The sequence below is a fragment of the Paenibacillus sp. FSL L8-0663 genome, assembly GCF_038008125.1.
Classification (GTDB): Bacteria; Bacillota; Bacilli; order Paenibacillales; family Paenibacillaceae; genus Paenibacillus; species Paenibacillus polymyxa_D.
This window is the reverse complement of sequence record NZ_JBBOYM010000001.1, coordinates 1,908,978-1,935,058: the sequence shown is the minus strand read 5'-3', so window position 1 is coordinate 1,935,058 and position 26,081 is coordinate 1,908,978. Positions and strand designations below refer to the sequence as shown.

General features: G+C 45.5%; 24 protein-coding genes and 1 other annotated feature. Of the genes, 7 read left to right on the top strand and 17 right to left on the bottom strand.

Annotated elements, in window-relative coordinates:
• Positions 1–12 precede the first annotated feature (12 nt).
• The 7 genes from MKY75_RS08875 to MKY75_RS08845 form a co-directional block, all read right to left on the bottom strand.
• Positions 13–2,121: a class I SAM-dependent methyltransferase gene (locus MKY75_RS08875; RefSeq protein ID WP_340885033.1), complete on the bottom strand. Its 2,109-nt coding sequence runs from the start codon at positions 2,119–2,121 to the stop codon at positions 13–15.
• Positions 2,122–2,449: 328 nt separating this feature from the next.
• The gene (locus MKY75_RS08870; RefSeq protein WP_029516754.1) at positions 2,450–2,794 is read right to left on the bottom strand and encodes a DUF3024 domain-containing protein; all 345 of its coding nucleotides are present in this window, start codon (positions 2,792–2,794) and stop codon (positions 2,450–2,452) included.
• Between the two features lie 235 nt (positions 2,795–3,029).
• Positions 3,030–4,001, bottom strand: coding sequence for a glycoside hydrolase family 43 protein (locus tag MKY75_RS08865; RefSeq protein WP_029516753.1), 972 nt, complete (start codon positions 3,999–4,001; stop codon positions 3,030–3,032).
• A gap of 40 nt (positions 4,002–4,041) precedes the next feature.
• Positions 4,042–5,427: an arabinan endo-1,5-alpha-L-arabinosidase gene (locus MKY75_RS08860; RefSeq protein ID WP_340887081.1), complete on the bottom strand. Its 1,386-nt coding sequence runs from the start codon at positions 5,425–5,427 to the stop codon at positions 4,042–4,044.
• Positions 5,428–5,507: 80 nt separating this feature from the next.
• Positions 5,508–6,350 (bottom strand): carbohydrate ABC transporter permease, encoded by an 843-nt coding sequence (locus MKY75_RS08855; RefSeq protein ID WP_029516751.1) that lies wholly within the window; start codon positions 6,348–6,350, stop codon positions 5,508–5,510.
• Between the two features lie 27 nt (positions 6,351–6,377).
• Positions 6,378–7,268, bottom strand: a complete 891-nt coding sequence (locus MKY75_RS08850; RefSeq protein ID WP_013309768.1) for a carbohydrate ABC transporter permease — start codon at positions 7,266–7,268, stop codon at positions 6,378–6,380.
• 93 nt (positions 7,269–7,361) lie between these two features.
• Positions 7,362–8,705 carry an ABC transporter substrate-binding protein gene (locus tag MKY75_RS08845; RefSeq protein WP_029516750.1) on the bottom strand — a complete coding sequence of 448 codons (1,344 nt, stop codon included), beginning with the start codon at positions 8,703–8,705 and terminating at the stop codon, positions 7,362–7,364.
• A 508-nt stretch (positions 8,706–9,213) separates the two neighbouring features.
• On the opposite strand from MKY75_RS08845, the gene MKY75_RS08840 reads away from it, so the two are divergent.
• Positions 9,214–10,143 carry an ArsR/SmtB family transcription factor gene (locus MKY75_RS08840; protein ID WP_029516749.1) on the top strand — a complete coding sequence of 310 codons (930 nt, stop codon included), beginning with the start codon at positions 9,214–9,216 and terminating at the stop codon, positions 10,141–10,143.
• 56 nt (positions 10,144–10,199) lie between these two features.
• Here MKY75_RS08840 and MKY75_RS08835 read toward each other — a convergent pair whose 3' ends face one another.
• Complete coding sequence (locus MKY75_RS08835) at positions 10,200–10,910, bottom strand: DUF1361 domain-containing protein (protein WP_165147743.1); 711 nt, start codon at positions 10,908–10,910, stop codon at positions 10,200–10,202.
• Positions 10,911–11,005: 95 nt separating this feature from the next.
• On the bottom strand, positions 11,006–11,614 hold the full coding sequence (locus MKY75_RS08830) for a DUF1349 domain-containing protein (protein ID WP_340885031.1): 609 nt from the start codon (positions 11,612–11,614) through the stop codon (positions 11,006–11,008).
• 189 nt (positions 11,615–11,803) lie between these two features.
• Positions 11,804–12,042: a binding site (T-box leader), on the top strand.
• Between the two features lie 43 nt (positions 12,043–12,085).
• Between MKY75_RS08830 and MKY75_RS08825 the strand changes: the two genes are divergently transcribed.
• Positions 12,086–13,270 (top strand): aminotransferase class I/II-fold pyridoxal phosphate-dependent enzyme, encoded by a 1,185-nt coding sequence (locus MKY75_RS08825; RefSeq protein WP_039270056.1) that lies wholly within the window; start codon positions 12,086–12,088, stop codon positions 13,268–13,270.
• A 177-nt stretch (positions 13,271–13,447) separates the two neighbouring features.
• Here the strand turns inward: MKY75_RS08825 and MKY75_RS08820 are convergent, their stop codons facing one another.
• Genes MKY75_RS08820 through MKY75_RS08805 form a run of 4 tightly spaced genes read right to left on the bottom strand, consistent with a single transcriptional unit; the run spans position 13,448 to position 15,654 of the window.
• A complete protein-coding gene (locus tag MKY75_RS08820) occupies positions 13,448–14,008 on the bottom strand; it encodes a GrpB family protein (protein WP_029516746.1) in 561 nt (186 codons plus the stop codon).
• A 20-nt stretch (positions 14,009–14,028) separates the two neighbouring features.
• The gene (locus MKY75_RS08815) at positions 14,029–14,619 is read right to left on the bottom strand and encodes an O-acetyl-ADP-ribose deacetylase (RefSeq protein ID WP_340885028.1); all 591 of its coding nucleotides are present in this window, start codon (positions 14,617–14,619) and stop codon (positions 14,029–14,031) included.
• A 32-nt stretch (positions 14,620–14,651) separates the two neighbouring features.
• Positions 14,652–15,044, bottom strand: coding sequence for a hypothetical protein (locus MKY75_RS08810; protein WP_029516744.1), 393 nt, complete (start codon positions 15,042–15,044; stop codon positions 14,652–14,654).
• Positions 15,045–15,066: 22 nt separating this feature from the next.
• A complete protein-coding gene (locus tag MKY75_RS08805) occupies positions 15,067–15,654 on the bottom strand; it encodes a TetR/AcrR family transcriptional regulator (protein ID WP_318626711.1) in 588 nt (195 codons plus the stop codon).
• A 195-nt stretch (positions 15,655–15,849) separates the two neighbouring features.
• Between MKY75_RS08805 and MKY75_RS08800 the strand changes: the two genes are divergently transcribed.
• The gene (locus MKY75_RS08800; RefSeq protein ID WP_340885025.1) at positions 15,850–17,085 is read left to right on the top strand and encodes an MFS transporter; all 1,236 of its coding nucleotides are present in this window, start codon (positions 15,850–15,852) and stop codon (positions 17,083–17,085) included.
• Between the two features lie 86 nt (positions 17,086–17,171).
• On the opposite strand, the gene MKY75_RS08795 is transcribed toward MKY75_RS08800, so the two are convergent.
• The 3 genes from MKY75_RS08795 to fabF all read right to left on the bottom strand — a co-directional run bounded on the left by MKY75_RS08795 (position 17,172) and on the right by fabF (position 20,505).
• Positions 17,172–17,912, bottom strand: coding sequence for a zinc ribbon domain-containing protein (locus tag MKY75_RS08795; protein ID WP_340885022.1), 741 nt, complete (start codon positions 17,910–17,912; stop codon positions 17,172–17,174).
• Positions 17,913–18,019: 107 nt separating this feature from the next.
• Complete coding sequence (locus MKY75_RS08790; RefSeq protein ID WP_039270185.1) at positions 18,020–18,973, bottom strand: helix-turn-helix transcriptional regulator; 954 nt, start codon at positions 18,971–18,973, stop codon at positions 18,020–18,022.
• A gap of 293 nt (positions 18,974–19,266) precedes the next feature.
• A complete protein-coding gene (gene fabF / locus MKY75_RS08785; RefSeq protein WP_029516739.1) occupies positions 19,267–20,505 on the bottom strand; it encodes a beta-ketoacyl-ACP synthase II in 1,239 nt (412 codons plus the stop codon).
• A gap of 163 nt (positions 20,506–20,668) precedes the next feature.
• On the opposite strand from fabF, the gene MKY75_RS08780 reads away from it, so the two are divergent.
• The 4 genes from MKY75_RS08780 (at position 20,669) to MKY75_RS08765 (ending at position 25,732) form a co-directional block, all read left to right on the top strand.
• Complete coding sequence (locus tag MKY75_RS08780; RefSeq protein WP_023988057.1) at positions 20,669–21,508, top strand: helix-turn-helix transcriptional regulator; 840 nt, start codon at positions 20,669–20,671, stop codon at positions 21,506–21,508.
• A 136-nt stretch (positions 21,509–21,644) separates the two neighbouring features.
• Entirely contained in the window at positions 21,645–23,459 is a 1,815-nt protein-coding gene (locus MKY75_RS08775; protein WP_069011346.1) for a DEAD/DEAH box helicase, read from the top strand.
• Between the two features lies 1 nt (position 23,460).
• Complete coding sequence (locus MKY75_RS08770; protein WP_029516737.1) at positions 23,461–24,411, top strand: YqhG family protein; 951 nt, start codon at positions 23,461–23,463, stop codon at positions 24,409–24,411.
• A gap of 58 nt (positions 24,412–24,469) precedes the next feature.
• Positions 24,470–25,732 carry a hypothetical protein gene (locus MKY75_RS08765; protein ID WP_340885019.1) on the top strand — a complete coding sequence of 421 codons (1,263 nt, stop codon included), beginning with the start codon at positions 24,470–24,472 and terminating at the stop codon, positions 25,730–25,732.
• 99 nt (positions 25,733–25,831) lie between these two features.
• On the opposite strand, the gene MKY75_RS08760 is transcribed toward MKY75_RS08765, so the two are convergent.
• A complete protein-coding gene (locus MKY75_RS08760; RefSeq protein WP_029516735.1) occupies positions 25,832–26,023 on the bottom strand; it encodes a YqzE family protein in 192 nt (63 codons plus the stop codon).
• Positions 26,024–26,081: the final 58 nt, after the last annotated feature.

Genomic DNA, 26,081 nt, shown 5'->3' with positions numbered 1-26,081 from the left:
TCAATTTAAAAATCATTCAGCAACTCCAACCCTATTATTCGGCTTCTCAATCACGATCAGACAGGTGCTGTCTGGCAAAGAAACCTGCTGGCCCTGCTCATCCATGAACTCAACACGTCTGGACAGCGCCTCGGCATAGCCCTCCTGTAAATAATGACGGCTCACGCGGATAATCGCTTGTGATCCAAGTGTGCTACGAATACACTCTTCATACTGTGACGGGGTAAAATAACCAAACTGCTCCTGCACTTCATGCACATAGGCTTCCGCTCCCCATGTATAGGTATAGAGAAATTCCATCGCATCGTTCACTGGTAAAACAGCCTCATGCTCCCCCACACGCTCTATTTCAATGTGGCGACCTGCAAAATCTTGCGCATACCGTATCAGCCATTCCATTCCATCCGGCTCCAAGAATCGAATTCGTCTGCGCTGCTCTACTGGTTCGGTCATAATCCCGTCACGAATGATGATACGCCCGCCGGGTGCAAGCACACGATAGGCGCTCTGCAGAGCTGCCTCCACTGTTTGTGGATTGAACCGAATCCCATCTCGTTCAATGTAGGAATAGAGCTCGTGAAGAATTGAAGAGAAGATGACCGTGTCCATACTCTCCGTTTCCACATATTCCTCTAACTGAAGCGCATCCCCTTTGATGACATCCCAACGATGGCGCTCCAATTGCTTTTTACGTTTAAGTGCCTCAATGACATTTACAGAAATATCAAGACCTAATGGCTTCGCATCTGGTCTTTCCTGTTCGATCAGATCCAGCAGTACACCCCCGCCGGGTCCAATATCCAGTATGCGGGTTCCAGTCACATAATCTAAAATGACCCTTTTGTAATCTACGGTCTGGTTCATATCTGTAAGGTACGTTTCCTCATTGTGAAAGCGATCATACGCATCGCGCCGTAATCCGAACAGATCGAACAGCAGCAGGACTGCTTTGTCATACAGAGGCGTTTTTTCTGCCTCAATACAAAAGTCAATCAGTTTCTCAGCCGCAGATGAAAATACAAAATTAAAAAATACAGTACTCGGCAGCTCTTCTTTATGCTCCACGATCACACTCAAATGAGGATTATGCTTCCGTTTTCCTTTTGAAATGTCCTGCCAAGACAGTGCACTTAAATATTTTTCTATCATTCGTTTTTTATATACGTTAATTTTCTTGACACCACGATAGTCATAATACATCGTATTCATGAGCGATTCGAAACTGATATGGCGAACGGTCGCAGGCTGTTCCTGCCCTGTGCCATCCCTTAATGTGAGTAAAAATACCTTTACCAGTTCTTGAAGTGAAAAATCTTGCAAAGCTGATTCTACATACCAAAGTGTCCGATTCTCCAACGGAGCCAGCGCCTTCTCTACATTCAACTCCCGCTCTAGTTCTGTGTAAGCCTGCTCGAACGGCTCCCCTTCATGAATGGAAACCGACCGTAACCTTTCCAGTCGCTCCTTTACACTCCAGACTACAGGTGCGTTATCCCATGCAATCCAGCCGATCAGCTGCTCCACTTCACTGCGTACTTGATCCCATAATGCAGGTTCCACCCCGGCGATAATACACTCGTTCAGGGCCCGTAAAACAAGCTCCAGTTCCTCAGGGCTTAGCCAGCCCTTACGAGTAATTTCAAGCAGCAGTCGATTTTCAGCAAAAGGAATTTCCCCCCGTATATATTGCCCTATCAATCCATGCGTCTCAATCAGAATTCGGGTCATGCTATTGCGCGGGTAAGCAGGGGACTCCGCTTGGGCCTGTCTGACATACAGTTGGGAGGATCCGATATTATGTACAAATAAATTAATACCCTCATGCTGCCAGCGTAGCCGTTCGCGGACTGTGCCTCCTTTGGCTGTCTCAGACCATACCAATACATCCTCCAGTAGCTCTTTAACCCAGAATGACAATGGAAGTCCGTCCAAAATAAGCAACGTACGCTCCACGTAATCCAGTACAGGATTGGCATCCTTTAACTCACCTATAGATCGAATGCGTTCCAAATTTACAATACGCTCCTCAGCCGAAACAAGCAGCTTTAACCAAGTCGGTGTATCCCAGGCCAGATCATTTTCTTTCCTGTAATTAGCAATGGCTTTTAACGATTGCAACATTTTTCTCACCTCGTGTGATTCGGATTCGGTATGCACAGGAGACTTTGAATAAGACATTTGGATTAAAACCTTGTATATACTACACTTTACCATACATTTGTAACTTCCACCTCGTGGAAAATATTAAACATTTGTATCAATCAACCGCTTGACATACTTTCCAAACGCACACATAACCCTCAAGTGCACTAGACAGTGCCACTTCAGACAAAACAAATGACCGTAACTTCCATATAAGGAATTACGGTCAGCCTGTTTATTTCCATATACAGTTTAACGACACGACTCCCACTACCTCCATCTTCCGAACTTATCATTCTGTACTTCGTTAACCTGTCCAAAAAATACCTGCATGATCTATTTCTACCTGTTCGAGCTGTTCTTCAAAGCACGGATTAGGTGCAATCTCTTTTACACGCTGCCAGCTTTCAGCCTCTTGCCGGGCATATACATGCCAATGATTTTCTTCCCAGCGAAATTGGACAATGTCCGTGCGATCCCACAACTCAGTTTCATTAGAAGGCCTTTCCTCCGTCAAGATCAAACAGTTATCCTCTATTTGATAAATGAGCCGCACGTCAGAACGCACGTAGCCTGGCACCTTTAGCGCAATATAGCCATTCAGCAGGTATTCAACCTTTTTAACGGTAAACGGATCAATCCGTTCGTTCACGAGATTTCCACCCCTTGATCAATTCGTAAATATTACGATTTAAATATAGCAGAAATCGAAGTTTTTGAAAAGAGTCCTTCATGCCGTCCCAAAATCAAAAAGATATCCTCCAGCCTGAAGGCTCAGAAGATATCTCATTACTCTTGTTATACGCAGCCGAATCATAATCCCCTATGATTTCTAGAAAGTTAAAGTGCCACTGTGCAACACGTCAACCATCTATAATAAATTTCGCTTATTTATCAACAGAAACGCCATCTGGTACTGGAATACCAAAATCAGGTGTTCCATCTTCTTTCCAGTAGAACGGCTGCACACGTGTATGACGATTCGGATCATACAGCGGGTCGCCTGTAATTTCCTTGTAATTCCGGGCGTGATATACGATTACATCGCTACCATCAGCAGCAACCGTAAAACTGTTATGACCTGGCCCGAATTGTCCTGTTTCCTCATGGGTGCAGAATACCGGCTGAGGTGATTTCGTCCATGATTTCGGATCAAGTAAATCCGCATTCTCATCTGCCGTCAACAGACCCATGCAATAATTGTGGTCTGTGGCGCTAGCTGAATAACTGATAAAGATCCGCCCGTTCCGTTTCAGAACCGCTGCTCCTTCATTCACCTTAAAACCGATGATTTCCCAATCATATTCAGGAGTGGAGATCATCACCTGCTCACCGCGCAACGTCCATGGATTGCTCATTTCGGAAATATACAGATTGGAATTACCGACGATGTCAGGGTCCTTCTGAGCCCACACATAATACAAAACTCCATTATGCTGGAAGGTTGTCGCATCGAGAGCGAACGTCTCCCAACGGGTTTTGATCTGTCCTTTTTCCACCCATTCCCCTTCCAGAGGATTAGCTGAATCATTTTCAAGCACGAACATCCGGTGGTCGAACAGGCCTTCCTTCGTTTCTGTTGTACGAGCTGCTGCAAAATAAATGTACCATTTGTCGTTTATATAGTGAATTTCCGGTGCCCAAATGTTCGCACTTAACGGGCCCGTTTCATATTTGTGCCACACTGCGACAGGCTCTGCTGTACTCAAGCCTTGAATAGTACTTGCTCGTCGAACCTCAATGCGGTCATACTCTGGTACAGATCCGGTGAAATAATAGTATCCGTCACTATGCTTGTAAATCCAAGGGTCTGCCCGTTGCTCAATGACCGGATTATTAAAGGGTACAGTTTGATTCATGGTTATTCTCTCCTCTATGTGTAGTATGTAGTTCATACAATTAATCGCTGATACGCTTTCCCCAAATGGAAATTCCCTTTTCATTCATACCCGTGAAAATTAAAGTATGGCGACCAAGCTCCCAGTCCCATGAAGGAAGCAATAACAATTCTTCCTTAGTTCCTTCGGATGTATTGCTCCAATCCATTGTTAGAGTACGCCTGCCATCAAAGCTCCAGTGACCTTCAAGAGAACCGCTAGTTGCCCGCCCTCCATCTTCTAGACGGAGCTGTTCAGCTTCCACCTGGCCGTCTACTTCCTGCTTTATCACGATGCGCTCCCAGTTGCCGGATAATAGCCTTTTGGGTATATCCTGCTCCTTTTCGCCGGCATAGCGCTCTGGAGAGACGACCGGCCAGCCCTCTGTCGTCCACAATATTCTGCGTACATGCAGGTACGGCCAGCTCTTGTCCGTTTCTCCTCGCGCATGATGTACAATATAATAATCCGCACCGTCCTTCAGGACAGAATTGTGACCTGGCGCAACCCAGCCTTCTCCTTCGCTGAACCGATAACCGCCCAATACCTTGTTTCCAATCTCGTATTGAGGCAAATAGTTGGTATCTGCCATATCATGTCCATTCATGTCCACATAAGGGCCTGTGATAGAATCTGAACGGGCAACGCGAACATTGTAGTCCTCAAACAAAGAATCATACGAGACGAACAAGTAGTATTTACGGAACATTGGATTGTACACAATGTATGGTCCTTCTACAGCACCGTCCTTAGTTGCCCGATCTCTGGCAGCGATATTTTTACCATAGCCAGATTCTTTGAGCTTTCCAGTCTGGGGATCAAGCGGTGTAATATAAATACCGCCGAAAAAAGAGCCGTATACCATCCATGGATTACCCTCTGCATCCAGCACCGGATTGGCATCAATCGCATTCAGCTTGTCATGCTCTTTCGTTTTAACGACCAGCCCCTCATCCTTCCAAGGGCCTTCCGGGGAGCTGGATGTCTGCAATCCGATCGCAGACCGTGTGCTGCCAAAGGTAGAAGCAGAGTAATACATCCGATAGGTATCACCCATCTTGATGACGTCCGGTGCCCACAGATTGGTTGCCGATGACCACGATTCTGCTTCCTTTGGAATGCCGGGGAGTGCATACTGCACCCAATTCCAATGAATCAGATCAGTCGATTTGCGTACCATGACACCGGGTCTCAATTCTCCACCTGTCTTTACATCCGTTGAGTAGACATAATAGCCTTGATCTGTTTTGATAATCGCCGGGTCATGTGCATTGTTAATGGTCCAGCGCTGTTCATCGTTAATCGTACTTTGATCATACAAGTGATCGGGAGGCGGAGCCTGCGGATACACAGGGTCCGGAGTGTTATCCCCACAGCCAGATAGACCCAGCATGAGCAGCATAACCATAACTGTTATTCTCCTCCTTCCTTTACCCATTACATATTGTAACTGCCTTACATCATTCATGCGTACCCTCCAAGTGTCAATTAACCTTTGACACCCGAAATAGCAACCGATTCAATAATTTGTTTCTGGAAGATCAAGAATATAATCAGTACAGGTAACAAGGCTATTATTGATGCTGCCATTATAAGCGGATAGTCCGTCTGAATGGCGTAAGTCGCATTAAAATTCGCGATAACCAGTTGCAATGTCTGCGTTTCTGGTGAGTTCAAGTAAATAATCGGTGCCAAATAATCGTTCCAAATCCCCATGAACCATAAAATAAGCTGTGCCGCAACTGCTGGCTTAATGAGCGGGAACGTAATCGACGAATAGAGTCGGAAATAAGAACTTCCGTCAATTTTCGCAGCTTCGATAATGGCATCCGGTACACTAAGCAAGTACTGCCGCAGGAAAAAGATCATAACTACATTTCCGAACAAACCCGGAACGATCAGAGGCAAAAGTGTATCAACCCAGCCAAGTTTGGAAAACATCATAAACTGTGGAATCATAACCGTTGGGTATGGAATCATCATAGATGCGATGAGTGCCAAAAACAGTTTGTTTTTATGGGGAAATCTCAGCTTAGCAAATGCAAAAGCCGCCACACTGGATGTAAAGGTACCTACAACGGTAACACTTACAGCTACAATCACGCTGTTCTTGATTCCGCTTAACAAAGGCCCTGCTTCCCAAATTTCCTTATACTTGCCAAACTGGAACACCTCTGGTATCCATACTGGTGGAAGAGCAAAGACATCCTGCTTTTCTTTCACTGAAGTGGACAGCATCCAAAGCAGCGGCGCGATCATCACAATCGCTCCAATCGCTAGTGCAATAAAGATAATGATATTGGTAACTTTCGTTTTTTGACTATGGGACATAATCAGACTCACTCCTTTCCGCGAAAATCAATCCCCATCAAAGGACGATTTTTCATTCATTTTGAATTGAATCAAAGTTACGATAAAAATGAAGATGCCGAGAATCATAGCCATCGCGGAGGCATATCCCATTTGCAGGTTTTTAAATGCCTTATCCCAAATATAAAAGACGATTGAGGCGGATGAGTATTCCGGACCCCCTGTAGGTGTCATAATGTTCATTTCAGTAAAGATTTGCGAACCACCAATGATATTAGTTACGACCAGGAAAAAAGTTACTGGTTTCACCATTGGCCATGTAATATTGCGGAACATTTGGAATCCGCTAGCTCCATCTAGCTCTGCTGCTTCATAATAAGAGCGAGATACGCTTTGCAGGGCTGCCAAATATAGCAGCATCGTATATCCGAGACCCTTCCAGACGGTCATGAGGATCAAGGCCGGTTTGACCGTATCCTTATCCATTAGCCAGTTAGGACCCTTAATACCGAATATTTCGAGGAATTGGTTCACCAAACCATAGTCCCCGTTGTATGCCCAGTTCCACATAATAGAAACGGCAGCCAACGAAGAAATAACCGGGATATAGTAAATCACACGAAATGTTGTCGTACCTGGAATCTTGCGATTCAAACCTAGTGCCAGCAGTAAAGCTAGTACAAGACCGATTGGAATACCTAGCATTAAGAAAAGAGTATTGTACATCGATTTATAAAAGAGCTCATCGCTAAATAAATCTTTAAAATTGTCGAGACCAATAAAGTTCATTTGTCCCAATCCGTCCCAGTCTGTAAAAGAGCCGTATAATGAATAGACAAACGGGAATAACGTAAAGATTAGCAGACCGAGAATAGGTGGAAGAATAAATAAGTATCCATATACCTTCTCTTTGCGGTAGAGATTAGATTTGGTTATCACAGGGCTCACCTCTGTTTCTAATTTGGAATGAAGATGATGTTAGCAGCATGATATTCAGCCACTAACATCATCCTTTTTTCCTCTATTTACGCATTATTTCTGTGATTTTTTCTCTTGCTCCACCGCTTTATCCAGCAGTTTCTGCATCTTCGGTTGTTCTTGTTTCACATAATCTGCCGCCGTAATTTTACCATCCAGCACAGGTTGAATATCTGTGAAGAAAATATCGTACCATTCTGCATTATACGTATAGTTGCCTGGTAATGAGCGTCCATAGTCATTTACGATATCAATAAATTCTTGTTTATTGTTAGGCTTGGTTTTCGTATCTTTGGACCATTCATCAGCCATGTCCAGCAGATTCGGAATTTGTACCTTGGCATCTACGAGCTGCTTCATTCCTTCTTTAGAAGTCGTCAGATAGTTAACCAGTTCAACAGCTTCATCCGGGTATTTTGTTTTAGAGGAAACGCCGATACCCAGAGAACCGATCCATGTTGCTGATTTGCCAGTCGATCCGGCTGGGAACGGCAGTAAATCATATTCGAATGGCAGTTTTTCAAATGTACTCATATCCCAAGGACCAACCGGGAAGAATGCCATTTCGCCCTTCATCCAACGTTGGTATGTGTCCAATGTTTGTGATTGTTCAATACCAGGTGTGATTTTATATTTGTTTTGCATGTCAGCAAAGTACTGAAGAGCTTCCGCAAATTTCGGATCATCAATCGTTACTTTCGTTTTGCTCTCATCCAGCCAATCAGCCCCATTACTCCATACAAAGGCTTGCAATGCCCACTGAACGTTAAAACCTGTACCGTATTGATCTGGCTTGCCGTCACCATTGGTATCTTTGGTCAACTCTTGGCTAACCTTGATAAATTCATCCCATGTATACGGTTTGTCTTTGTCAGGCAATGGAACGCCCGCTTTTTCGAACATCGTTTTGTTGTAGCCAAGTGCGAATGGACCTAAGTCCTTCGGCATACCGTAAATATCTCCTTGACCGGCCATTTTACCGTCATAGCGATACAAATCTATACCGTATTTCCAGATGTTATCCAGTTTAATATCCTTGTTCTTCTCAATGTAAGGAGTGAGATTCTTCAATACCCCACTGTTTACATAAGCTTTCACATCTCCAGGGGCAAAGTAAAAGATATCTGGAAGATTATTTCCTGTGATCGCAGCTCTTAGCTTTGTAGCATATTGATCCGCTGCCGTCACGACCATTTTAACTTTTACGCCAGGATGTTCCTCTTCAAATTTCTTGATTACTTCCTTATAAGCCTTTTGTTCATCTGTGCCACCACGGAACATGAATGTCAGTTCCTTACTTCCATCACTACTGGAACTTCCCCCACTACAACCAGCCAGTGCAGCCACCATTAACAACAGAACAACCATTGTTATTGCAAAACCTTTTTTCTTTATCAACGCGACCCCTCCTAAATTTAAATGAAACCGCATACATTTAGTGTTAAAATAACTTTATACCACTCGGCCTAATCTTTAACTGTGCGGTACACAACCCGTTGTTGATTGCCGCTGTGATTATCATCCCTCTCATGTACCATATAATTAACATTTTACTTTATCAATAATGAATTCGTTTACAAACAAAATATAGCATGCCTTTCCTCGGTTCGTCAATGTATTTTTCAATCTTTTTAAATAATTATAAAACATAGATTAGAGTAACATGGAAAGCAAAATTAAATCGTATTTAAGTTAACTTTTATCGAAATAATCAGTGATAAAGCTTAAATACGATTTATTTTTGAAGTAATTCTTACTTCGGAGTTTAATTTGCTCCCCTCTTTATTTAGTAAAAAAAATTTACAAAAAAGCAGTTTACTTCTTTTTGATTTTATTTTAACATAAATCAAAGTAAATATATAAGCGCTTACATCACAATTTTTATAGATAAGGATGGTCTATAGCTATGATTTATATTAAGGACTTAATGTCAGGATTAGATATTTTTAAAGCACTGGGTTCAGAAATCCGCATTCAAATTCTCGAGTTACTTGCCTACCAGGGACAAAGTATGAATGACATTGCTAACAAACTTAATTTGAGCAACGGTACCATTACAATGCATATTCGAAAATTGGAAGAATGCGGCCTTGTGGAGATCAATACCGTGAGCGGCAAGCACGGCACCCGAAAAATGTGCTATTTGAACAAGGATAAACTGATGGTAGATTTGCGCAGTAGAGAACAAAAAAATGTGTATGAGGTTGAGATTCGCGTAGGTCATTATAGTAACTATCAAGCGTCCCCCACTTGTGGATTGGTGACCCGAGACAGCATTATCGGCGATTTTGATGATCCACGCTATTTTGCAGATCCCGGGCGGCTGGAGTCGGAAATGATCTGGATGGCTGAGGGCTTTTTGGAATACCGTATCCCCAACTATCTGAAAGCGAATCAATCCTTTAAAGAAATTCAATTCTCCGCAGAACTGGGCTCAGAAGCACCCTGCTATTGTGAGGAATATCCCTCCGACATTTGTTTTCACATTAACGGTATCCCTATTGGGCACTGGACCAGCGCCGGAGATTTTGGAGAAGTGCCGGGGGTTCTCAATCCAGATTGGTGGCCACCGCATCTGAATCAATATGGTATGCTCAAATTAATTCGCATCAATCAACAAGGCAGCTTCATTGACGGGTGCCGCATTTCCGAGGTCACAATAGATGATATTAACCTTAACTATAAAAGCGACATTACACTCCGTCTATCTGTAACCGATGAATCAGAAAACAAAGGAGGACTCACTATTTTTGGCAAAAGATTCGGGAATTTCAGTCAGGATCTGCTTGTGCGCGTGCTTTACGATGTGCATGGGGAGGACAACGCCAACTCCTGACTCGCCACATGTAAAAATAGGCCGAAGCCTGTATTCATGGAATACATGTCCTCGGCCTAAACATCCTGATCCTCACTTAAAGAGATATAGATCAATAAATAAAAAATGACTGCTATCCCAAACACCAGCCAGCAAAAGGACAGCAAATGAAGCCTAGGTCCAGCATATACTCCCCATCTCCAAATATCCGTAAGGAGCACCAGTGGCTGCAACAACACATCCCAGCTATTCCAGCGAGCAAATCTGCCTATATATACGCCTATGCTGTCCAGCCACAACAACACCAAAACTACAGCCCATGCGAGCCCCTTTGAACAAATCCTCCTCAGCATATGATGGATCACCAACACACAAAGGGATGTAAGAAAAAGGCCAAGCCCTGCTGCTGAAAAAGACGTAAATAAGATTAACCAAAATTGGGTGTTCAACCAAAAACGTGTATCAGGATTCACATCGTAAAAACGAAACGCATGAAGTAACTCAGTCACCAAATAGAGAGCATTCGGCAGAAAAAACAACCATACAATTAAAGAGAAAAATAAAAGAATACTCCTCACTTTTGTACTTCGCAGTCTGGATAAAGCCATCATGCCGAGAGTGATAAAGACCGGAACCCAGGCCAGGAATATATCCCAGTACAGAAATTGATACATCCTCGTTCCGCTTGTGGACTGTAAATACATAATGAGCCCGAAACAGCCCAACGTAGCTACAAGCAGCACTCCCAACAAACTGGGCAGCTTGTAACCCTTCCTTCTTAACAGCAAGTTTCCATCTACCTCCTGCCTGAGTTGCGTATATACGTCTTTTCTAATCCTAATTTTATAACGCTTTCATATTAAGAAAGAGGGTCTTTGTCTGTTTACTCCACGTTTCGTATGTCCTCAGATACATGGTTTGTTATCGTCAAGGCATCAAAGGTAACAGCACAGCCCTCCCCCACGGGAGATTGAGCAACAACTCCGACTTTTAGCTGGTTAGGAACATTCATCCCAAAATATCTCGCCAGCTTCCAATGCTGACCATCTGATGAATAATGAAATGCAAAGCAATTTCCAGCTCGTGCCACTCGTAAATACGGATTGGACACGTCCATCGCCCCAGAGATACAATCATCAGATGTATCCCGAGTGACCACACTAAGAATAGATGGAATGCTTTCGAAATATTCAAAACACAGCTTAGCCCAGCGGGTATCATCCGCCATTATCATCAAACATCCTGAATCATAAGGCTGCTTCATATCAACACGAACCCTCGTCCATATTGTAAAATCACCTTGAAGCGTTGTATGCAAAAAGGGTGCGGACGATTTAGTCGCTGCGCCGGACGGATCCCTAAAGAAATCTGCCTGTGAAGGTGCAAAAATTTGCAAAGACTTGGTATCATCAAATCTCCATTCTGTCGGCTCATTGATCCAGCTCCAATCCGCCGGCAAAACTTCATCGCTAAAGCGTTCAAATACGTTCATATGGATACCATTCCTCTCTGGCAATATAGTCATATAACACATTGAAATCTGGGGCACAATCCCCTTGATACCACTATATACGTTATTTTCCAGTCGTCAATAATGATGATATGTCTTTAGAGTTTATGAAAAAAAGACTTGCCATCCTGAAATGTTGTGCTTATAATTACACCTAACTTGATACAGTAACAAATTTCAATGACGAGAACGAGTAAGCTATACAGCGGATTTGCAGAGAGTTGGGGCAGGTGAAAGCCAACATTCCGAGGGTAGCCGAACGCCATCTCTGAGAAGCGGGCTGAACCTGAAGTAAGCTCTGCCGCCTTTCCAGCGTTAACCGGAACACGTATTGATGGATACGTGAACAGAGTGTCATTTCCTATGGAATGAAACTAGGGTGGTAACACGGGTATAAACTCGTCCCTTTTACAGGGGCGGGTTTTTTTGTTTTTCAAAAAGGAGGAAATCATCATGACAAATGTATCGACAGTAGTATCTATAACCGATTTTTTGACTCCAGCTGTACGGGAAATGCCGCCTTCAGGCATCCGTAAGTTTTTCGAATATAGTACAGGCAGAAAAGATATTGTATCGCTTGGTGTCGGTGAACCCGACTTTGTAACCCCTCAACATGTCAGAAAGGCCTGTATCACAGCACTGGAAAATGGCAAAACATCATACACACCAAATGCCGGTCTTCCTGAGCTTCGTGAGGAGATTGCCGGGTATCTGGAGAGCAACTTCAACACATCCTACAACCCGACAGATGAAATCATGGTTACCATTGGCAGCAGTGAAGCCCTAGATTTGGCACTACGCGCCCTCATCTCAACACACGATGAAATACTCATTCCGGCTCCATGTTATATTTCGTATTCGCCCATCACGTTTCTGAACGGAGGACATACCGTAACGGTTGAAACCTCTGCGAATCAGCAGTTCAAGCTGACAGCTGAGGCACTTCAAGCCAAGCTGACTCCACGATCCAAAGTGCTTATTCTCTGTTACCCGAATAATCCAACGGGTGGGGTGATGACCTATGAGGATTGGCTACCGATTGCCCGCCTGGTTGAGGAGCATAATCTTGTCGTCATATCAGACGAAATTTATGCTGAACTGACCTATGGACAGAAGCATGTAAGCTTCGCTGCTCTGCCAGGAATGAAAGAGCGCACCCTGCTCATCAGCGGCTTTTCCAAAGCATTTGCGATGACAGGCTGGAGGGTCGGCTATGTGTGTGGCCCCAGAGAGTTGATTTCGGCTATGCTGAAGATTCATCAATATACCGCCATGTGCGCTCCTATTATCGGGCAAATTGCCGCTATTGAATCCCTGCGTAATGGGCTGGAGGAAAAAGATCGTATGATGGAATCCTACAATCTGCGTAGAAAATGGTTCGTTGAAGGCCTATGTCAGACAGGACTGCCATGTCACGAACCAAACGGTGCCTTCTATGCTTTTCCCTCCATTATGCACACAGGGTTAAACTCAGAGCAGTTTGCCAAGCGGTTGCTGGAAGAAGAAGGAGTCATTACTGTACCCGGTTCCGCATTTGGCCCAGGCGGCGAGGGCTTTATCCGCTGCTCGTATGCATCATCGCGAGATCAGTTGGAAATGGCTTTGGAGCGCATTAGCGCATTTTTGAAGCGCCTGTAAATGCGATTTTTCCTATCTTGAAATGAACATGAGTACTGGATGAACCCTACTGTAACAGCTTCTGAATAAGCTTTTTCTGGTGTGCTGGCAAGCCTTCCGGCCATTCCCCTACACGGCAATAACAAATGTCGGAGACTTCAGCGCTTGGTCGGAAAGTACCCGGAATGTCCGGTCGTCCTAGTCTTTAGGATGTCCGATATTCAGAACGTTTTGCACAAAATCAGTCTTGGCATCCGTGTACGCTTCACGATCATGCTGATTTTCCATCGCCAGCCGCCTTTTTAATACATCATATTGCTGAATCAGCTCAGGCTGTTCACGAAGTCGGTTCCGAAACAATAGCTGCCGATCCCAATGCTCATCAGATTTCAGTATGAGATGCAGATGTCCCTTTCTTTGATCCTGTTCCACTTTAACCAAAAATCTTCTCCATTCCCGACCGTCCAATTCAGGCGGAACATAGTTCCAGCCTGCTGGTTGTAAAGTAGAAACGATCTGTTCCAGTTGATCCCAAGATTCTAATTTTGCCATTATGTCAATAATGGGCTTAGCGGAAAGATTGGGAATTGCCGTGCTTCCTATATGTTCGATTTCCGTCACCTTAAACGGCAGTAATAACTCCCGCAACTGGTGAATGATCTTTAGGCCCTGCTCTGACCAGGCAGGATCAGGATTCACTATTTTTACAGGCTCCGTAGCCCACACCGGCCAATGTTCCTGGTTTTGCTCCTCATGCATTCATGATCCCCCCCTAATTTCTATTCATGTATTCTCTCTTCAACTGTATCTTTTTGAATATCCTTAACACCATCTTGTAACTTACGGCTGTATAACTGAGCATTTTCCGCATCAAAACAAACAAAAATAATCTCATTCAAAGCCGAATGTTCACGTACAAAACGTGTCACTTCCTGTATAGCAATATCCGCCGCCTTTTCTTTCGGGAAACGGTAGATGCCTGTGCTGATATTCGGAAAGGCAATGCTTCGTGCATTCAGTTTTAAAGCTAATTGGAGTGCATTATGGTAGCATTTCGCCAATAGCTCCTCTTCCCGATGGTCGCCACCATTCCACACAGGGCCGACGGTATGAATAACATATTGGGCATCCAGCTTGCCAGCTGTGGTATAAACTGCCTCTCCTACGGGACATCCACCCTGCTTGTTTCTGATACTTACACAATCTTCTAAGATAGCCGGACCGCCAGCCCTATGAATCGCGCCGTCTACGCCACCGCCACCCAGCAAGCTTGTATTGGCTGCATTGACAATAATATCCGCCTTACAACGGGTAATATCCCCTTGCATCACACGTATTGTCACGTTTAATAGTTCAATTTGGGTATCCATTGATCCTCTCCCTCTTCTAAAAATCAACTCGTTTATATAGTCATCTTATAGTCTCTACAGGCAATTTCTACTATATCGTCATAGGTTTTCAACATATAGTGCTTTAGATTTTTCCCCCGTGCGCTTGCTACTGTAGCTAATAACGGCGTATCTATAAGCTCATCAAAGCTGCTGCCCTGCGTATATTCCCGTTCAGACATGTGCAAAGCGACGTCCAATTCAATCATGTTGAAGTAGTAGACTTCTGTAAATATCAGTTCATAAGGCACAAAATCATCTGCTGCTTCCGTTGCCAGCCCCCCATTAATCTCTCCCTTTAAAATCAGCTCCTTCTTCGAATAATTCATATGCACATGGTCCAAATAGATCGCATCTCGTCCATACAATACTCCAATCGGGGTTTGAACGGCCTTTATCTGTGGCATCCACGCTACCCTCCCTTCATCTCTATTTACCATCCAGCAACATAAGTGCGGTCGCAACCGCATGATCCACAAAAGAACGCTCTGGGCGTGATTTCATCATCACGGTAATCCCGATTAACAAAGAGACCAACATATGCGCCAAAGCCCGTGCATCCATAGTCGCCTCAAGCTCCCCAGATTGAACACCACGTTCGAGGGTCTCCTGAAAGACAGCAGAAAGATACATTTGATGTTCTCTAGTTAAAATTTCGAATTTTTCATCATGAGGGGCTAATTCTACCATCGTGTTGATGCAAAAGCATCCCTTATTGGGTCCCTCCTCGTACTCTTCTGCCACCACTCCTCCAAAAAAATTGTAAAATGCTTCTTTTACAGATGAACTATTTTGCAGCTTAGCCCTTACACAAGCTGCATGAGATTGCGTATATTTGCGCAGCGCGGCTTCGAATAATTGCTTCTTGTCTCCAAAAGCAGCGTAAATGCTAGGACGCTGAATTCCCATTTTGAAGGTTAAATCGCTTAAAGAGGTAGCCTCGAATCCTTTTTCCCAAAAAATTTGCATCGCTGCATCCAACGCTTGATCTTCATCAAATTCCCGTGGTCGAACCATAAGCAGCTCCTTCTTTTCGTATCGTTCAGTATATTAAGATTGTATGATTACGAAAAGGAACTGTCAAATATGTACAGGATAAACTCTTGACATAACATATATGCACGAGTTATATTGACCTAAATTAATTACATACCAATCGGTATATTATACTTAACGGTATGTAACTTACAGAAAGCGATGTGGTATGTGAAAATGAAGACGTCAGAAGAAAAAGCGGTACTCTTCCCTCATCAAACGGTAGCAAATGCTACCGAAACAGCCCCCATTCCCTCCCTGTCCCGATCTGTGGCACTCCTATTTGCCATAGCCTGCGGGCTGGTTGTCGCTAACATTTACTATGCACAGCCACTGCTGGATGCGCTGGCAAATGAATTTGGCATTACGCACTCATCGGTAGGCATGGTCATTACCATCACGCAAATTTGTTATGCATTGGGTTTATTGCTGCTCGTTCCGCTTGGCGATCTTTTGAATCGACGGCGGCTGATCGCTGGGCAAATGCTACTGTCCGTGCTGGCATTAAGCGTGGTTAGCTTTGCTCCTACTCGTACAATACTGCTTATGGGAATGGCAATGGTTGGACTGCTGGCTGTAGTTACTCAAACACTCGTGGCTTTCGCCTCTACCTTGGCTAATCCGACTGAACGGGGTAAGGTCGTAGGTCTGGTGACCAGTGGAGTCGTTATTGGCATTCTGCTTGCACGAACCGTGGCCGGTGTATTAACTGATCTGGCAGGCTGGCGTTCAGTTTACCTTGTTTCTGCTATACTTACGCTGTTTATGGCTGTAGCTCTGTTGCGGGTGTTGCCAAAGAACGAACCCACGAGTGCGACACTTTCCTATCCGCAGCTGCTCCGATCGGTTATCTTGTTGTTCGTGCAAGAACGAATTCTACGCATTCGCGCTGTCCTTGCGTTGCTCATTTTTATGGCATTCAGCATATTGTGGACTTCGCTTGTGTTACCTCTCAGTGCCCCGCCTCTATCTCTTTCACATACAGCCGTCGGAGCCTTTGGCCTGGCTGGAGTCGCCGGAGCATTAGCAGCAGCACGAGCAGGGCGTCTTGCTGATCAAGGCTTGGGACAACGGACGACAGGTATCGCACTCGTTGTATTGCTGCTGTCCTGGTTACCTATCCGCTACACCGAGCATTCTTTGTTCGCTTTAGTTCTTGGCGTAATACTTTTGGATTTGGCCGTACAGGCTGTACATGTCACCAACCAAAGCTTGATTTTCAATGTTCGCCCTGAGGCACGGAGCCGACTTACCGCAGGCTACATGATATTTTATTCCATCGGTAGCGCCATCGGGGCTATTGCTTCCACTCATATGTACATCTATGCCGGATGGAACGGGGTGTGTCTATTAGGAGCTGGTGTCAGTGCTCTGGCTCTCATCTTTTGGGCTGTGACCCGACGTTCAACTTGATGGGGAGAATGCTATGGATTGAATCAGAAAAAACCGCCGGGTCCACGACAATGACCGGGTGGTTCTCTTCTGTCACGACAAAATCATCACTTGATTGCGATATAAATCAAAACAGGTTCATCAGGACTGCCATACACTTCAAAATCACCTGTGTATGTCCGCTCCCCTTGTCCCGCGGCAGCCCACGCCCAAATCGTCTGCCATACACGGAAGACAGAAGAGGGTTCCTGAGTGGCCTGAAAAATAGCATAGCGTGCAGCCGGAATGACAAGTTCTTCAAGATCGTCAGGAGTTTGGAAATCAACAGCCGCTTCCTTCCCGATAAAGAATGTATACTCACCCAAAGCTCCATTTTCATAGTCAGTATAGCAACCATAGACGGAAGCAGATCCTTCATGCCCCCTGATCCGACCTGGCACACCCTCGCTCCAAAAACGTTCCCACATGTTTGGAATGATCCCGTGAGATGTTTGTTCCTTCTGATTATTTGTACGTGCTTTTAGTCCAATTAAATGGATTTCACCTCGGTATTCCTCCCGAATGGGTCCATCAAGTTGAAGCTCTGTATCCTCTAAAGACCTCCACCTTTTCAAATGCGGTAGGTAATTACGCAGCATCGAAGTCGCTTCTTCTGCCTGCATCCCCTCTTCTACCAGGATAGGCACACACTGCTGAATCATCCCCTCCATAGTCAATTCAGGCTGTACAAATTCGCCTTCCTTGTAACAATACTTGCAATACTCATCCGTTTTATGATGTTGTGCATCCGTTCCATATTGGTCCTCATGCTCCAGCGGCATCCCACAACTTTGACAAGCTTTATCCATCCTCGTAAATCCCCTTTCGCTATCTGATATCAGGTATGCCACCAGTATAACGAAACAAACCTGACAACTATGGGTCAGGTTTGTTTTACTTTAATCTAATAATTCCTTTATGATTCCCGAACTTCTTCGTAATTAGACGCAATACGCAGCGCCATCTTATGAATCTTGTCCCGCAAATGGGCTGGTTCTTTGACAACCACATCCGGTCCCAGGCTTAAAATAAATCCGTACGCCCATGCATCCTCAGGAAACGGGACCGAGACCGTATAGATCCCTTCCTCCTGCTCGGTCAATGCTTCTACGCCAAACCAGTCCTCCGCCAGATGCCTTGAGTTACGGTTAAATTGTAGCGTAAATGGTTGTACGGCCCTGGATACCTCCATCCGCCCCTCATTCCACGGCAACACTTCATAAGAAAGATCCCTGCGAGCAAAAACGGTCTCTGTAACCACAGGGTCACTCATGCGGGAAAGCTTGAATAGACGAAACTGCTCCCTATCGGGACAATATGCATATACAAACCATTGTTGTCCTTTCAGAACGAGCGTATGCGGTTCAACATTCCGTTCTGTAATGGCTCCCCCCGCATTTCGATAGGTAAAGGCGACAGTGCGCGCTTGGCTCATTGCTTCTTTTACCTTTATCAATTTGCCTTCCTGCGCAGCCCGATTTCCCCATCCCGAATGATCGACGATAAACTGTGTGGTATGGACACTAAATTGCTCTTTCCCAGACTCTGGTATAATACTTTCAAATTTATGAAGTAACCGCGACACATTCGGGCCGCCCAACGACGAGGACAAACTCTGCAGCCCCATTACAATGTCCTTGACATCATGATCCGTCAACATACTGCGATCCAGGCGGTATCCTTCCATCAAGCCGATCCCCCCATTGGCTCCCTGATAAGTCACCACCGGAATACCTGCCATACTAATCGCTTCAATATCTCTATAGATCGTCCGGATCGAAACCTCATATAAATCAGCCAGTTCCTTCGCTTGTATTCTATTTTTCTTTAGCAGCAAAATGACGATAGAAAGCAATCGGTCAATTTTCATTTTTTCAAAACCTTTCACCATTAATAAAAATAAGCAATGAACTCCTCATCGTATTCCTTCATCTTACTCTATCTCTTATCTTGGGATTTAGCAAAAATCCAATGAGCGACTATCAATGAACAAGATATAGATCGAAATGGTTTAGTTCGTCTAAATCTTGCACTTCGGAGCGACTAGTATCGAATTTTGCAAAATCCGGATCTAAAATGAATCTGTTATTCTTCAATTAAAATAACCTCAGGTACTCTATCCAGCCGAATAGAATGCCTGAGGTTTCAATAACTCCTTACAAATTATGATTCGTAGCGCTTCAGCACAATGACCGCATTATGACCACCGAAGCCGAAAGAATTAGATAGCCCAATATTTAGTAGAGCCTTGCGCGCTTCGTGAGGCACATAATCCAGATCGCAAGCCGGGTCCGGATTGTCCAGGTGCATCGTTGGTGGAATGATGCCCTCCCGTAGGCTTTGCACAAGCGCAATCGCTTCGACCCCGCCCGCAGCTCCCAGCATATGACCCAGCATGGACTTATTCGCAGTAACCGGAATCTGATAGGCATAGTCGCCAAACAGTTTGTGGATTGCCAAAGTTTCAGCGGTATCCCCTACAGCTGTACTCGTTGCGTGGGCACTGATCACGTCCACTTCTTCCGGGGAGATGTGAGCCGAACGAAGGGCCGCTTTCATCGCCAAGTAAGCTCCGGTTCCTTCGGGATGCGGTGCAACCATGTGATAAGCATCCGAACTCGCTCCATAACCGATGACCTCACCATAGATTTCCGCTCCCCTCCGGGTAGCGTGCTCCAGCGACTCCAGTACTAGGATGCCTGCTCCTTCGCTCATGACAAAACCGTCACGATCTTGATCAAACGGCCGGCTTGCTATCGAAGGCTCCTCGTTACGTGTGGACAAGGCTGTTGCATTAGCGAAACTTGCCAAGGCCAATCGGGACACCGCTGCTTCAGCTCCACCGGCAAAAATGACATCCGCATCTCCTGTACGAATCGTCCGAAACGCCTCTCCAATTGCTGTATTCCCAATAGAGCAAGCCGTCACGGGGGAAAGCGTAGGTCCCATCGCTCCAAACGCGATACTAATTTGAGCAGCAGCCATATTTGAGATCATCATGGGTACCAGCGTCGGGCTAACTCTGCCCGGTCCACGCTGTAGCAGTACATCTACATTGTCCACCAACGTATCCAAACCGCCGACTCCCGATCCCACATAAACACCGACACGCTCCAAATCGGTGTGATCCAGTTCCAGACCGGAATCCTTGAGCGCTTGCTCTGCCGCATATAATGCAAACTGAGTAAACCGATCCATTCGTCTAGCATCTTTACGTCCCCATTGCTTTTCTGCATCAAAATCCTGTACCAGTCCAGCAATTTGTGCTTTCAAATCGGATACATCGAATGTATCAATTTTACGTATACCTGAATTGCCTTCCAGCAAATTCTTCCACAACGTGTCCACTTCATTACCCAGTGGGGAAACGACACCCATACCTGTTATCACTACTCTTTGCATAAGCTATTCATTCCTCCTGCTCGGTGACTTACTTATAATCCTCATTTTACCCTCGTCTTATCCTATTACAAGTGTTTGTTTATCCTGGTATAATGAACACTACTATAGTACACGCCTTATTGGCTCACTTCGGATATACCCATTGAATGGAGAGAAAATACCTATGAAAACGGAAGCACGTCTGGAAGCACTATCTGTTTTTCTAAAAACAAAAAGAGCCCGCCTACACCCACATATGGTCGGTCTTCCCCAAGGATCACGTCGGAGAACACCAGGCTTGCGCAGAGAAGAAGTCGCTCAGCTGGCTGGTGTCAGTACGACCTGGTATACCTGGCTGGAGCAAGGACGAGATATTAAGGTGTCCGCCTCTGTGTTGGATGCTATTGCTGCCGCATTGCAGTTGAACACAGACGAGCGCAAATATTTGTATGATTTGGCGATCGAGGCTGGGTCTCACAGCCTTCCTGCTCCTGCAGAGCAAGCCGTCATTTCCCCCTCTCTGCAAAAGATCGTACAAGAGCTGCACTACTGCCCTGCTATTATTTCAGATCGGCGCTGTCATATTGTTGGCTGGAACGCCGCTGCTGCTCATGTTTTTATGGATTTTGCCGAGCTACCACATGAGCAACGCAATATGATTGAACTGCTATTCACCAAAAAGGAGTTTAAAAGTCTAGCTGTGAATTGGGAACACTTTGTAAAGGGGTTCCTTGCTATTTTCCGCGCTTATTACGGGCAATACGTGACAGATCCCTGGTATGCACAATTTATACAAAATATGAGCCAGGCCTACCCGGAGTTTAACGAGCTTTGGAATCAGAGTGAAGTAAGCTCTGCACCGGAGGTGCTCATTGAATTTCGTCATGCGAAGGCTGGCAAAATGCTATTTGACCTAACTTCTCTTCAGGTACAAGGCAGTGTTGATCTCCGTTGCAGCATCTACACCCCCAATGCGCAAACCTCAACGGAAAGTAAACTCCAAAAGTTAATGGAAGGCAGCTAAAGGATTTCATCCCTCCTGTTATGAAGATATCATTTTCCGTCCATACTACATCTACGATCTGTGCAAAAATAGATGCCACGTATGTGACCGAACCAAGAGCTTCAACTGTGCTACTACCAGGAGGGAGGGAATCATCATGAAAGCCAAATCGACAAGTTCCCCGCACATACACAATCAAGCGCCACTGCCTGTTCCGGTGCAATTTGATCGAAGCTGGCAGGATGAGCTGGATCAACGCCTACGCAAAGGCGGCCCTTGGGGAGATTGGAATCTGTATCAGCTGGCCATTGAGGCAGAAAAAGTCAAACTGGTGCCGAACTTCGATGAGCTTCAATGTCTACAGCATTTGCAAGACCTCACTCCACTACCCCATCAGCTGGATACCGCTCGGAAGGTACTGTTTCAAATGTCCGGACGTGCCATTCTTGCCGATGAAGTCGGCCTGGGCAAAACGATCGAAGCTGGAATGATCCTAAAGGAATATCTGGTTCGCGGGCTGGCTTCCAAAGTGCTTATTCTTGTACCCGCATCCCTGGTCCTACAATGGGTGCGTGAGCTGAACAGCAAATTCGGTATTCCCGCTGTCGCCCAGAAAAAAGCGTATTCTTGGTCTTCCGAGGTTGTCGTGGCCTCTATGGATACCGCCAAGCGAGAGCCCCATAGTAACATCCTGCTAGATACCGATTATGACTTGCTCATTATAGACGAGGCCCATAAGCTGAAAAATAAAAAGACATCCAACTACCAGTTCATTATGAAGCTGCGTAAAAAATATTGTTTGCTCCTGACAGCGACACCTGTACAAAACGATCTGTCTGAGCTGTTTAACCTGATTACACTGCTCAAGCCCGGTCAATTGGGAAGACATGGCGATTTTTCAGCCAACTTTGTTGTAGATAAACGTCTGCCCAAAAATGAAGATCAGCTCAAGGATGAGCTGTCTAAAGTCATGATCCGCAATCGTCGCGGAGAAGGCCCAGTTCAATTCACCAAACGAAATGTTTCCAACATTCACTTGGAACTTTCGCCGGAAGAGCAAGCGCTGTACGATGGGGTAACCTCTTTTGTCAAAGAGCAATACCAGGCGAATGGCGGAAATTTAAGTAGCATGCTGTCTCTCGTTACCCTTCAACGGGAAGTGTGCAGCAGCCGGGACGCTGTGTTCGTGACGCTGGTCAATTTGTCTAAAAAAATGGCTCCAGACTCTCCCCTACGCGATCGTGTCTGGGATTTGGTTGCACACATTAAAGCGATCAAGGCCAATTCCAAAGCAGAAAAGGCGCTCGAGCTTATCCGTCAGATGAACGAAAAGGTGATCATTTTTACAGAATACAGAGCCACACAGGAGTATTTGCTGAACTATTTCCGTGACCGTGGCCTATCTGCTGTTCCTTACCGAGGCGGTATGAACCGTGGACGCAAGGATTGGATGATGGATCTGTTCCGTGGGCGCATTCAGGTCATGATTGCCACCGAAGCGGGTGGTGAAGGCATTAACCTGCAATTTTGTCACCATATGATTAACTTCGATTTACCGTGGAACCCCATGCGCGTGGAGCAGCGGATCGGACGGGTGCATCGACTTGGACAGACGCATGATGTTAATATTTTCAACTTGTCCACAACCGGAACGATTGAGGAGCATATCCTACATCTGCTGCATGAAAAAATAAATATGTTTGAGATGGTCATTGGCGGATTGGACGTTATTCTGGAGAAGTTTGAGAAGAAAGAATCCATTGAAAAAAGTTTGTATAAAATCATGCTTGAATCCAGTAGCGATGATGAAATTCGCAAAAAAATGCAAAAACTGGGCCACTCGCTGGATTCCATCAAACAGGAAATGGAACAACTGCGCACAGACCAGCCAAACACCGAGAACTTATTAGGCTTAGCAGGCAATACGGTTCCTCCGGGTAAAGCTCGACGCAGTGTGAAGGGAGGTCGCTAGTTTGACCATGGATGCACAACAAGTCCAGCGTTTTGTCCACACCTATCTGGAAGCTACCGGATGCAGTGTCATTGAGAGGTCACCCCACCATGTAACCGTCAAGCTTTCTCCAGAAGCGGATAAAGCCTTAACAAACCGGCCCTACTATTGGGGATACGTGGAGCGTACTGGCGTTCCAGCGCAGACGATGTCCTTCACCTTCATCTTTGATGGGGAAGCCTATCGCACAGAACAGGAACGTTTAGCGGACCATACACCCCCAACTCCAGCATCAGGCAACGCAGCACAAGATCAGGTCATGGGGCGTTACTTCGGTCATGTACCGACGTTACCACAATTGGGACCTGGACGTATTTTGCAGGAGGAGCTTCGATATGGAAGTCGTCGGCTGCACCAAATTTTTGAAGCCGCACGAGATGGAGGAAAATATGTTTATTTGTTTGAGCAGCCTGATGCCCGTCAGTTGTCTGCCCGCTCTCCCGTAGTCTATGAAGCTTGGCTCAGCATCTGCTATAAAATTGAATTCGCTTGCGATTTGAAGCGTGAGGAACTTCATTGGCTAGGTATTTCGCTCAAAAGCGGCACCATTGTAACCGATTTTGGCGCCATGCTCGAAACCCGGCAGCTCAGCCCGCTGCTGGCGGGCAATATGCATGTACAGCCTGCCAAGCTATCTGTCCCGGAAGCTTCCACCTCGCTTGAAAGCTACCTCACTGAACAACTCCGTCAGCAAGATTATGGTTGGGCTGAGCAGGCGAAGGAACGATTGCGCGAGGAATTGGAGGTCATTGACCACTACTACGAAGATCTAATCAAGGAGCAGAAAGAGGAAGAGGAAAAAAAAGAAGCCATATCCGAGCAGCATCAAGCCCGCCGTAAAGAAATGGTATGGCAATATGAGCCAAAGGTACTCGTATCCGCCATTAACTGCGGGATATTTCATTTGCGGTAACCGATATCTCTCGCTCCTTCGCAGGAGAATTGCAGAGATATCGTCAGCTTGTAACATCTTGCTTCAGCCTACATCAGTTTCCGCTGCTGTAACCACAAGTTTGGTTAAACATGTCTCCTATGTATCGACAGCAAAAAGCGAACCTGGATATGACATTTACGCCGACAAGGTGCAGCAGTCTTTTTATCGGACAGGCTGTATGCTGGATAAAAAAGAATGCCTCCGTCGGGCAATCAAGCCGACAGAAAGGTGGATTTCATTGAAGAAGAATCATTCCGGGCACTATAGCATAGGTATGATCGCAGCTGTTCTGATCGGCCTGTCCGCAGTCTGTCCGTTCACTTCCATTCATGCGGCTCCCTCAGTCGCTCAAGACAACAATTTAAACTCGGAGTCTCTTTACAACGATAGCTCGCGGGTTCCTCCATTGGAATCCGCGAGTCCTGCTACTCCTTCCCCTTCCCAGGATGACGTTTCCGCAAGTTTTCCTACACAGGAGCAAGGCGTACCTACGGGCGTAAAACAAGCTGCGGACAACAAGGTACAATCCTTATCGTCCCAACCCCCTTTTTCCTTGTGGAAAGATGCTGAGCTGAGCTATCATCCGCTCGGACCTGGAACCCATAGTTGGCTTGTTCAAGTAAACCGTGCAGGAGAATACATCGGCTACCTGATTATCGGATCAGACTCAAATGGCGCATATCAACTCAACGAATATGGGAATGGTCCAGGTGGACCTTATAGTATGGATGTACTTCGCCAATCTCTGGTGTCGCTCACAGAAACCGATCTTTCATCTATCGACAAGCTGCAAATCACACCTATGTATGAGGAACCGCTACTAGCCTACTGGCTGGTGCGTTCCTCTACAAGCAGCCAAATATGTATTGATGCTGTAACTGGCGATCCGTTACCTGTAGAAGTGGCAGATGGGAGTTGGAAACATAAGCTTCAGAACAACGTATTCTCTTCATCTGTTCCCTTTTTGAAAACACAGGCGCAGGCGGTTACGGTCTTGTCTGCTCCTTTCGATCCCTATGACGACCTGGGGTGGCTTCAACCCAAACAAAAGCTTTCCGTCCGTAACACAGGCCAATTTATGGATACACTGAGTATTTCGCCGCGTATTATATTTTCTGCCACAGGTATCAATTTTGCCTTTGGGGGTCCCTTATCTATTAGTGGGTATCAGTCCTGGATATCCCCAGGTCATCCGTCCCAATCCAATTTATATGCGTTAACCTACCATCATGGACTTTCCCGATTTGTACCATTAAAAAAGTTATTATCAGCTGGCGAATTCTATCGTTTGGACTCCTAGTTATAAAGAAACATGATAATGATTCGGAATGATCTCTACAACATAAAAAGAGACCTCAAAATGGCATACCCTATGCCTCTTGTGGTCTCTTTGGCGAGTTTAATGTCGCTCCCTTCGCCCTCTGCGTGTGGATTTCATCCACATTTTCAGAGCGAGAGGCAACATGCCAAACCATTTGCTCCCCCACGGCTCTCTGGCTTGTTTTTGACTGCGCCGAACATCACGCGGCGTTTCCATATAGCGAACAATCCGCTGCGTAATATACGTCACCAGTTCGTCACTCTTCGCCATCCTCCATGACCTCCTTCAATCTGCGCCCATCCTTTCCATTTACGTTGCTTGGAAATAT